Annotated in this window: 11 protein-coding genes; all 11 read left to right on the forward strand. The window is 41.4% G+C overall.

The features are described 5' to 3' along the window. Positions 1–11: 11 nt before the first annotated feature. The 11 genes from WKI42_RS00835 (at position 12) to WKI42_RS00885 (ending at position 9,380) form a co-directional block, all read left to right on the forward strand. A complete protein-coding gene (locus WKI42_RS00835; protein ID WP_050207529.1) occupies positions 12–878 on the forward strand; it encodes an ABC transporter permease in 867 nt (288 codons plus the stop codon). Beyond that, on the forward strand, positions 875–1,633 hold the full coding sequence (locus WKI42_RS00840; RefSeq protein WP_173307001.1) for an ABC transporter ATP-binding protein: 759 nt from the start codon (positions 875–877) through the stop codon (positions 1,631–1,633). The genes WKI42_RS00835 and WKI42_RS00840 overlap by 4 nt, the downstream gene beginning before the upstream one ends. An 89-nt stretch (positions 1,634–1,722) precedes the next feature. Then, positions 1,723–3,483: a DNA primase gene (gene dnaG / locus WKI42_RS00845; RefSeq protein WP_368080926.1), complete on the forward strand. Its 1,761-nt coding sequence runs from the start codon at positions 1,723–1,725 to the stop codon at positions 3,481–3,483. Between the two features lie 2 nt (positions 3,484–3,485). Then, entirely contained in the window at positions 3,486–4,595 is a 1,110-nt protein-coding gene (gene rpoD / locus WKI42_RS00850) for an RNA polymerase sigma factor RpoD (RefSeq protein WP_000201907.1), read from the forward strand. Between the two features lie 14 nt (positions 4,596–4,609). Then, positions 4,610–4,939 carry a metal-sulfur cluster assembly factor gene (locus WKI42_RS00855; protein ID WP_000331929.1) on the forward strand — a complete coding sequence of 110 codons (330 nt, stop codon included), beginning with the start codon at positions 4,610–4,612 and terminating at the stop codon, positions 4,937–4,939. A 115-nt stretch (positions 4,940–5,054) separates the two neighbouring features. Beyond that, positions 5,055–6,098, forward strand: coding sequence for an alpha-galactosylglucosyldiacylglycerol synthase (cpoA, locus tag WKI42_RS00860; RefSeq protein WP_368080927.1), 1,044 nt, complete (start codon positions 5,055–5,057; stop codon positions 6,096–6,098). A 15-nt stretch (positions 6,099–6,113) separates the two neighbouring features. Next, the gene (locus WKI42_RS00865) at positions 6,114–7,439 is read left to right on the forward strand and encodes a glycosyltransferase family 4 protein (RefSeq protein WP_368080928.1); all 1,326 of its coding nucleotides are present in this window, start codon (positions 6,114–6,116) and stop codon (positions 7,437–7,439) included. A gap of 29 nt (positions 7,440–7,468) precedes the next feature. Next, positions 7,469–7,645, forward strand: a complete 177-nt coding sequence (locus WKI42_RS00870) for a PspC domain-containing protein (RefSeq protein ID WP_172929981.1) — start codon at positions 7,469–7,471, stop codon at positions 7,643–7,645. Positions 7,646–7,703: 58 nt separating this feature from the next. Continuing rightward, positions 7,704–7,838 carry a DUF4044 domain-containing protein gene (locus tag WKI42_RS00875; protein WP_000863859.1) on the forward strand — a complete coding sequence of 45 codons (135 nt, stop codon included), beginning with the start codon at positions 7,704–7,706 and terminating at the stop codon, positions 7,836–7,838. 63 nt (positions 7,839–7,901) lie between these two features. Then, positions 7,902–9,212: a GTPase ObgE gene (gene obgE / locus WKI42_RS00880; RefSeq protein ID WP_173307005.1), complete on the forward strand. Its 1,311-nt coding sequence runs from the start codon at positions 7,902–7,904 to the stop codon at positions 9,210–9,212. 9 nt (positions 9,213–9,221) lie between these two features. Further along, the gene (locus WKI42_RS00885; protein WP_007284777.1) at positions 9,222–9,380 is read left to right on the forward strand and encodes a hypothetical protein; all 159 of its coding nucleotides are present in this window, start codon (positions 9,222–9,224) and stop codon (positions 9,378–9,380) included. The last annotated feature ends 355 nt before the right edge of the window (positions 9,381–9,735 follow it).

Raw genomic sequence — 9,735 nt, forward strand, 5'->3', positions numbered from 1 at the left:
TTAAATAAAATATGATTGTTTCCATTATTTCTCAAGGATTTGTCTGGGCTATTCTAGGTCTGGGAATCTTTATGACATTTAGGATTTTGAACTTTCCAGATATGACGACAGAAGGTTCCTTCCCTCTTGGGGGAGCTGTTGCTGTCACTCTGATAACCAAAGGCGTGAACCCTTTTTTAGCGACACTGCTTGCTGTAGGAGCAGGTTGTTTAGCTGGAATGGTAGCAGGACTTCTTTATACAAAAGGGAAGATTCCAACCTTGCTCTCAGGGATTTTGGTGATGACTTCCTGTCACTCTATCATGCTCTTGATTATGGGACGTGCAAATTTAGGCTTGCTTGGAACCAAGCAAATTCAGGATGCCTTGCCTTTTGATTCAGACTTGAATCAACTTTTGACAGGTCTTATCTTTGTGAGTCTTGTCATTGCTCTCATGCTCTTTTTCTTGGACACCAAACTCGGACAAGCCTATATTGCTACAGGTGACAATCCTGATATGGCTAGAAGTTTCGGGATTCATACTGGGCGCATGGAGCTGATGGGCTTGGTCTTATCAAATGGTGTGATTGCCCTTGCAGGTGCCCTCATTGCCCAGCAAGAAGGTTATGCTGATGTATCTCGAGGAATTGGTGTCATCGTTGTGGGGCTTGCAAGTTTGATTATTGGAGAAGTTATCTTTAAGAGTTTGAGCTTGGCAGAACGTCTGGTTACCATCGTTGTCGGTTCTATTGCTTATCAATTCTTAGTGTGGGCAGTTATCGCACTTGGCTTTAATACAAGTTACCTTCGTTTGTACAGCGCCGTGATTTTAGCAGTCTGCCTCATGATTCCAACATTTAAGCAAACCATCTTGAAAGGAGCCAAGTTAAGCAAATGACAGCAATTGTAGAATTAAAAAATGCAACCAAAATCGTTAAAAATGGCTTTGATGAAGAAAAGATTATTTTAAATGATGTTTCCTTAGAAATTTTTGAACAGGATTTCATCACGATTTTAGGTGGAAATGGTGCTGGAAAATCAACTCTTTTTAACACTATTGCAGGAACCTTGTCCTTAACCAGTGGAACCATCCGTATTTTGGGTGAAGATGTTACCAAGTTTTCACCAGAGAAGCGTGCTAAGTATCTGTCTCGTGTTTTCCAAGATCCAAAGATGGGGACAGCTCCTCGTATGACGGTGGCTGAAAATCTTTTGATTGCTAAGTTTCGTGGTGAAAAGCGAGGACTCTTTCCAAGACGTTTGGCTAGCTATAAGGATGAGTTTCAGGCCACCATTGAAAAAGTGGGAAACGGTCTTGAGAAACATTTGAATACACCGATTGAGTTTTTATCAGGTGGTCAAAGACAAGCCTTGAGTCTCTTGATGGCAACCTTGAAGCGTCCTGAATTACTCTTGTTAGACGAGCATACTGCAGCCCTTGATCCAAAGACCAGTGTGGCTTTGATGGAATTGACAGATGAATTTGTCAAGAAAGATCAGTTGACAGCGCTTATGATTACCCACCATATGGAAGATGCTCTCAAATATGGCAATCGCTTAATTGTCATGAAAGAAGGACGAATTATCCAAGATTTGAACCAAGAAGAAAAAGCAAAAATGAAAATCTCTGATTATTATCAGCTCTTTGAATAAAGTAAGGAAAATGAGTGAAATGGTTTACTTTTTTTCTGAAATAAAGTATACTATATAAAGTAAACTATGATAACATGGAGGTATTGTGTATGGTTGACAAACAAGTCATTGAAGAAATCAAAAACAATGCCAATATTGTGGAAGTCATAGGAGATGTGATTTCTTTACAAAAGGCAGGACGGAACTATCTAGGGCTCTGTCCTTTTCATGGTGAAAAAACACCTTCTTTCAACGTTGTAGAGGACAAGCAGTTTTACCACTGTTTTGGTTGTGGTCGCTCGGGTGATGTCTTTAAGTTCATCGAGGAGTACCAAGGTGTTCCCTTTATGGAGGCTGTCCAAATCTTAGGTCAGCGTGTCGGGATAGAGGTGGAAAAACCGCTTTATAGTGAACAGAAGCCAGCCTCGCCTCACCAATCTCTTTATGATATGCACGAAGATGCGGCTAAATTTTATCATGCTATTCTCATGACAACGACCATGGGGGAGGAGGCCAGAAATTACCTCTATCAGCGTGGTTTGACAGATGAAGTGCTCAAGCATTTTCGGATTGGTTTGGCACCTCCAGAACGAAACTATCTCTATCAACGTTTGTCTGGTCAGTATCGTGATGAGGATTTCCTAGATTCAGGACTGTTTTATCTCTCGGATGCCAATCAATTTGTAGACACCTTTCACAATCGCATTATGTTTCCCCTGACAAATGACCGGGGAAAGGTCATTGCCTTCTCAGGTCGTATCTGGCAGAAAACGGATTCACAAACTTCTAAGTATAAAAATAGCCGATCGACTGCAATTTTTAACAAAAGTTACGAATTATATCATATGGATAGGGCAAAAAAATCTTCTGGTAAAGCCAGTGAGATTTACCTGATGGAAGGATTCATGGATGTCATTGCAGCCTATCGGGCTGGAATCGAAAATGCTGTCGCATCTATGGGAACAGCTTTAAGTCGTGAGCATGTTGAGCATCTGAAAAGGCTAACCAAGAAGTTGGTTCTTGTTTACGATGGCGATAAGGCTGGGCAAGCTGCGACATTGAAAGCGCTGGACGAAATTGGTGATATACCTGTGCAAATTGTCAGCATGCCTGATAACTTGGATCCAGATGAGTATCTACAAAAAAATGGCCCAGAAGACTTGGCCTATCTATTAACGAAAACTCGTATTAGTCCGATTGAGTTCTACATTCACCAGTATAAGCCTGAAAATAGTGAAAATCTGCAGGCTCAGATTGAGTTTATTGAAAAAATAGCTCCCTTGATTGTTCAAGAAAAGTCTATCACTGCTCAAAACAGTTATATTCATATTTTAGCTGACAGTTTGGCGTCCTTTGATTATGTCCAGATTGAGCAGATTGTTAATGAAAGCCGTCAGGCACAAAGGCAGAATCGCATGGAAGGAATTTCCAGACCGACGCCAATCACTATGCCTGTCACCAAGCAGTTATCGGCTATTATGAGGGCAGAAGCCCATCTACTTTATCGAATGATGGAATCCCCTCTTGTTTTGAACGATTACCGCTTGCGAGAAGACTTTGCATTTGCTACACCTGAATTTCAGGTCCTATATGACTTGCTTGGTCAGTATGGCAATCTTCCTCCAGAAGTTTTAGCAGAACAGACAGAGGAAGTTGAAAGAGCTTGGTACCAAGTCTTAGCTCAGGATTTGCCTGCTGAGATGTCACCGCAGGAATTAAGTGAAGTAGAAATGACTCGAAACAAGGCTCTCTTGAATCAGGACAATATGAGAATCAAAAAGAAGGTGCAGGAAGCTAGCCATGTAGGAGATACAGACACAGCCCTAGAAGAATTGGAACGTTTAATTTCCCAAAAGAGAAGAATGGAGTAATAATGGCAACAAAACAAAAAGAAGTAACAACATTTGACGTACAAGTAGCAGAATTTATCCGTAATCATAAGCAAAAAGGGACAGCAACAGATGATGAAATCAATGCTAGTCTTGTCGTTCCTTTTACCTTGGACGCTGATGGGATTGAAGATCTCTTGCAACGGATTCAGGATGCGGGAATTTCTATCACAGATAACGAAGGAAATCCAAGTGCGCGTGTTCTTAGTACTGAAGAAGAACCAGAACTCAGCGATGAGGACTTGATTGGGTCAACTTCGGCTAAGGTCAACGACCCTGTCCGTATGTACTTGAAAGAAATCGGGGTCGTTCCTCTCTTGACCAATGAAGAGGAAAAAGAATTGGCACTGGCTGTTGAAGCTGGTGATATTGAAGCCAAACAACGTCTTGCGGAAGCCAACCTTCGTTTGGTTGTTTCTATTGCCAAACGCTATGTCGGCCGTGGTATGCAGTTCCTTGACTTGATTCAAGAAGGGAACATGGGCTTGATGAAGGCGGTTGACAAGTTTGACTATTCTAAAGGGTTCAAGTTTTCAACTTACGCAACTTGGTGGATTCGTCAGGCCATCACTCGTGCTATTGCGGACCAAGCTCGTACTATCCGTATCCCAGTTCACATGGTTGAAACGATTAACAAGCTGGTTCGTGAACAGCGTAATCTCCTTCAAGAATTGGGACAAGATCCAACGCCAGAACAAATCGCTGAACGTATGGATATGACTCCTGATAAGGTTCGTGAAATCTTGAAGATTGCCCAAGAACCAGTATCTCTTGAAACACCAATCGGTGAAGAGGATGATAGCCACCTTGGAGACTTTATCGAAGATGAAGTGATTGAAAATCCAGTGGACTATACAACTCGTATCGTCTTGCGTGAGCAGTTGGATGAGGTCTTGGATACTCTTACAGACCGTGAAGAAAATGTTCTGCGTCTACGCTTTGGACTAGATGATGGAAAAATGCGTACCCTTGAAGATGTGGGTAAAGTCTTTAACGTAACCCGTGAGCGTATCCGTCAGATTGAAGCCAAGGCTTTGAGAAAACTACGCCAACCAAGTCGTAGCAAACCGCTTCGTGATTTTATTGAAGACTAAGAGTGAGGATGAATATGGCTTATACAGAAGAGCAAATTGAAAACATCAAAACACGAATTTTAACAGCCTTGGAAGAAGTCATCGATCCTGAGTTGGGAATCGATATTGTCAACCTTGGTTTGATTTATGAGATTCGTTTTGACGGCGACACAGGGCAAACAGAGATTGATATGACGTTGACAACTATGGGTTGTCCTCTAGCAGACCTTTTGACGGACCAGATTTATGATGCCATGACAGAGGTACCAGAAGTAACGGATACTGAAGTTAAATTAGTCTGGTATCCAGCCTGGACAGTTGAAAAAATGAGTCGCTATGCACGCATTGCCCTAGGCATTAAGTAAACATATAAAAGTATGTGAGAGATTATTGGAAAAGCGAGGAAATTTCCTCTTCTTTTCCTCTAGTCTCTCCTTTCTTTTGCTGATTTTATTCAAAGAAAATGATATAATAGTAGTTATGGAAAAAAAGAAATTACGCATCAATATGTTGAGTTCAAGTGAGAAAGTAGCAGGACAAGGAGTTTCAGGTGCTTACCGTGAATTAGTTCGTCTTCTTCACCGTGATGCCAAGGACCAATTGATTGTTACAGAAAATCTTCCAATAGAGGCAGATGTGACTCACTTTCATACAATTGATTTCCCCTATTATTTATCAACATTCCAAAAGAAACGCTCAGGAAGGAAAATTGGCTATGTGCATTTCTTGCCTGATACACTTGAGGGGAGTTTGAAAATTCCATTTTTCTTAAAGGGAATTGTGAAACGCTATGTATTTTCTTTTTACAACCGGATGGAGCACTTGGTGGTGGTCAATCCTATGTTTATTGAGGATTTGGTGGTAGCTGGTATTCCACGTGAAAAAGTGACCTATATTCCTAACTTTGTCAACAAGGAAAAATGGCATCCTCTTCCACAAGAAGAGGTAGCGAGACTGCGAACAGAGCTAGGTCTTAGTGACAATCAGTTTATCGTAGTAGGTGCTGGTCAAGTTCAGAAGCGCAAAGGGATTGATGATTTTATCTGTCTGGCTGAGGAATTGCCTCAGATTACCTTTATCTGGGCTGGTGGTTTCTCTTTTGGTGGTATGACAGATGGTTATGAACGTTACAAGAAAATGATGGAAAATCCTCCTAAAAATTTGATTTTTCCAGGTATTGTATCGCCAGAGCGAATGCGCGAATTGTATGCCCTAGCGGATCTTTTCTTGCTTCCTAGTTACAATGAGCTCTTTCCGATGACGATTTTAGAGGCTGCTAGTTGTGAAGCTCCTATCATGTTGCGTGATTTAGATCTCTATAAGGTTATTTTGGAGGGAAATTATCGGGGGACAGCAGATAGAGAAGAGATGAAAGAGGCTATTTTAGAATATCAAGCAAATCCTGTTGCCTTAAAAGATCTCAAAGAAAAAGCTAAGAATATTTCTAGAGAGTATTCTGAAGAGCATCTGTTACAAATCTGGTTGGACTTTTATGAGAAGCAAGCCGCTTTAGGGAGAAAATAAAAAGTGAGGTAATCTATGCGAATTGGTTTATTTACAGATACCTATTTTCCTCAGGTTTCTGGTGTTGCGACCAGTATTCGAACCTTGAAAACAGAACTTGAAAAGCAGGGGCATGCTGTTTTTATCTTTACGACGACAGATAAGGATGTCAATCGCTACGAAGATTGGCAAATTATCCGCATTCCAAGTGTTCCCTTCTTTGCTTTTAAAGATCGCCGCTTTGCCTATCGAGGTTTTAGCAAGGCGCTTGAAATTGCCAAACAATATCAACTGGATATTATCCACACTCAGACAGAATTTTCTCTTGGCTTGTTGGGGATTTGGATTGCGCGTGAATTGAAGATTCCAGTCATCCATACCTATCACACCCAGTACGAAGACTATGTTCATTATATTGCTAAGGGTTTGCTGATTCGTCCTAGCATGGTAAAGTATCTGGTCAGAGGTTTCCTGCATGATGTGGATGGGGTTATTTGCCCGAGTGAGATTGTCCATGATTTGCTATCTGACTATAAAGTCAAGGTTGAAAAACGGGTCATTCCTACTGGAATTGAATTAGCCAAGTTTGAGCGTCCGGAAATCAAGCAGGAAAATTTGAAAGAACTACGTAGTAAACTAGGGATTCAAGATGATGAACAGATGTTGCTGAGCCTTTCCAGAATTTCCTATGAAAAAAATATTCAAGCAGTACTAGCAGCCTTTGCAGAAGTTCTGAAAGAAGAAGACAAGGTCAAACTGGTGGTAGCTGGGGATGGTCCTTATCTGGATGACCTCAAAGAGCAAACCCAGAAACTAGAGATTCAAGACTCCGTCATCTTTACAGGCATGATTGCTCCTAGTGAGACGGCTCTCTATTATAAGGCGGCAGATTTCTTCATCTCGGCATCGACAAGTGAAACCCAAGGCTTGACCTACTTGGAAAGTTTGGCTAGTGGGACGCCTGTCATTGCACATGGAAATCCTTATCTGGACAATCTTATCAGTGATAAAATGTTTGGAACCTTGTACTATGGAGAACATGACTTGGCTGGCGCTATTTTGGAAGCCCTGATTGCAACGCCAGACATGAATGAGCATACTTTATCAGAGAAGTTGTACGAGATTTCAGCTGAAAACTTTGGGAAACGAGTGCATGAGTTTTATCTGGATGCCATTATTTCAAATAACTTCCAGAAAGATTTAGCCAAAGATGATACGGTTAGTCAGCGTATCTTTAAGACAGTTTTGTATCTTCCACAACAGGTGGTTGCTGTGCCCGTAAAAGGATCTAGACGTATGCTGAAGGCTTCAAAAACACAGTTAATCAGCATAAGAGATTATTGGAAAGACCGTGAAGAATAGAAAGAGGACAAGCTATGAAAAAACAATTAATGAGAAGTGGTCGTGATAAAAAGATTGCAGGTGTTTGTGCTGGGGTAGCCCATTATTTTGATATGGATCCTACTATTGTTCGTGTAATATGGGGTGTTCTTGCTTTTGGTTACGGAGCAGGAATTATAGCCTATATCATTTTATGGATTATTGCACCTGTAGCAAGTGACTATTGAAAACTAGCTCAATTCATGCTAAGATAATAGAAAATAGAATGTAACGAAGGAGAGAAAAATGGCATTTGGAGATAATGGAAATCGTAAAAAAACTATGTTTGAGAAAATAACCTTGTTTATCGTGATTATCATGCTAGTAGCAAGTTTATTGGGAATTTTTGCAACTGCAATTGGTGCCCTCAGTAATCTATAAAATAGATTCAAGAAAATTTAGTGACTGGGATTTCCCAGCCCTTTTTTAAAGTGAGAAGAAAAAATGAGTATGTTTTTAGATACGGCCAAGATTAAGGTCAAGGCTGGTAATGGTGGTGATGGCATGGTTGCCTTTCGCCGTGAAAAATATGTCCCTAATGGTGGTCCTTGGGGTGGTGACGGAGGTCGTGGAGGCAATGTCGTCTTCGTTGTAGATGAAGGTCTACGTACCCTCATGGATTTCCGCTATAATCGCCATTTCAAGGCTGATTCTGGTGAGAAAGGAATGACCAAAGGGATGCATGGTCGTGGTGCTGAGGACCTTAGAGTTCGAGTACCACAAGGTACGACTGTTCGTGATGCAGAGACTGGCAAGGTCTTGACAGATTTGATTGAACATGGTCAAGAATTTATCGTTGCCCACGGTGGTCGTGGTGGACGTGGAAATATTCGTTTCGCGACACCAAAAAATCCTGCACCGGAAATCTCTGAAAATGGAGAACCAGGTCAGGAACGTGAGTTACAATTGGAACTAAAAATCTTGGCAGATGTCGGTTTAGTGGGTTTCCCATCAGTAGGGAAATCAACCCTTTTAAGTGTTATTACCTCAGCTAAACCTAAAATCGGCGCCTACCACTTTACGACAATTGTGCCAAATCTAGGAATGGTTCGTACCCAATCAGGCGAATCCTTTGCAGTAGCTGATTTACCAGGTTTGATTGAAGGGGCTAGTCAAGGTGTTGGTTTGGGAACTCAGTTCCTCCGTCACATTGAGCGTACACGTGTCATCCTTCACATCATTGATATGTCAGCTAGTGAAGGACGTGATCCTTATGAGGATTATCTTGCCATTAACAAGGAGTTGGAGTCATACAATCTTCGTCTCATGGAGCGTCCACAGATTATCGTAGCCAACAAAATGGACATGCCTGAGAGTCAGGAAAGTCTTGAAGAATTCAAGAAGAAATTGGCTGAAAACTACGATGAATTTGAAGAGTTACCAGCTATCTTCCCGATTTCTGGATTGACCAAGCAAGGTTTGGCAACGCTCTTGGATGCGACAGCTGAATTGTTAGACAAGACACCAGAATTCTTGCTCTACGACGAGTCAGATATGGAAGAAGAAGCTTACTATGGATTTGACGAGGAAGAGAAAGCCTTTGAAATTAGCCGTGATGACGATGCGACATGGGTACTTTCTGGTGAAAAACTCATGAAACTCTTTAATATGACCAACTTTGATCGTGACGAATCAGTCATGAAATTTGCCCGCCAACTTCGTGGTATGGGGGTTGATGAAGCCCTTCGTGCGCGTGGTGCTAAGGATGGGGACTTGGTTCGCATTGGTAAATTTGAGTTTGAATTTGTAGACTAGGAGACTGGTATGGGAGATAAACCGATATCTTTCCGAGATGCGGACGGCAATTTTGTTTCCGCCGCAGACGTTTGGAATGAAAAGAAATTGGAAGAACTGTTTAATCGTCTCAATCCAAATCGTGCTCTGAGATTGGCACGAACTAAAAAAGACAATCCATCTCAGTAAAGAAGCTAAAAAATCCCGTGCCTCATCAGATACGGGATTTTGTGGTACGACGGGCATGTATAGCAAACTGAATCTGGAATAGCACAGCATATCTTCTAAAATATCGTTATAAATTGATTTGAATTTCAAAATTAAATTGTTTGATTCTTATTTCACTTTGTTATAGTATATCTGATGTCAAAGTTATCGGCGAGTCAAATAGCGATTCCCAAGTCTGACTATCGTGAGGTAGCGGATTAAAACGATCTGGGGATAGACCGTTTTAAGTCTGACGCTGGAAATAAGAATCGTCAGAGGAAGGAATAGCGAAATCGTGGCTCTACGAACAGGAACGTGATAGTAAGGCGTATATAGT

Source organism: Streptococcus pseudopneumoniae (assembly GCF_038148935.1).
GTDB classification, from domain to species: domain Bacteria; phylum Bacillota; class Bacilli; order Lactobacillales; family Streptococcaceae; genus Streptococcus; species Streptococcus pseudopneumoniae_U.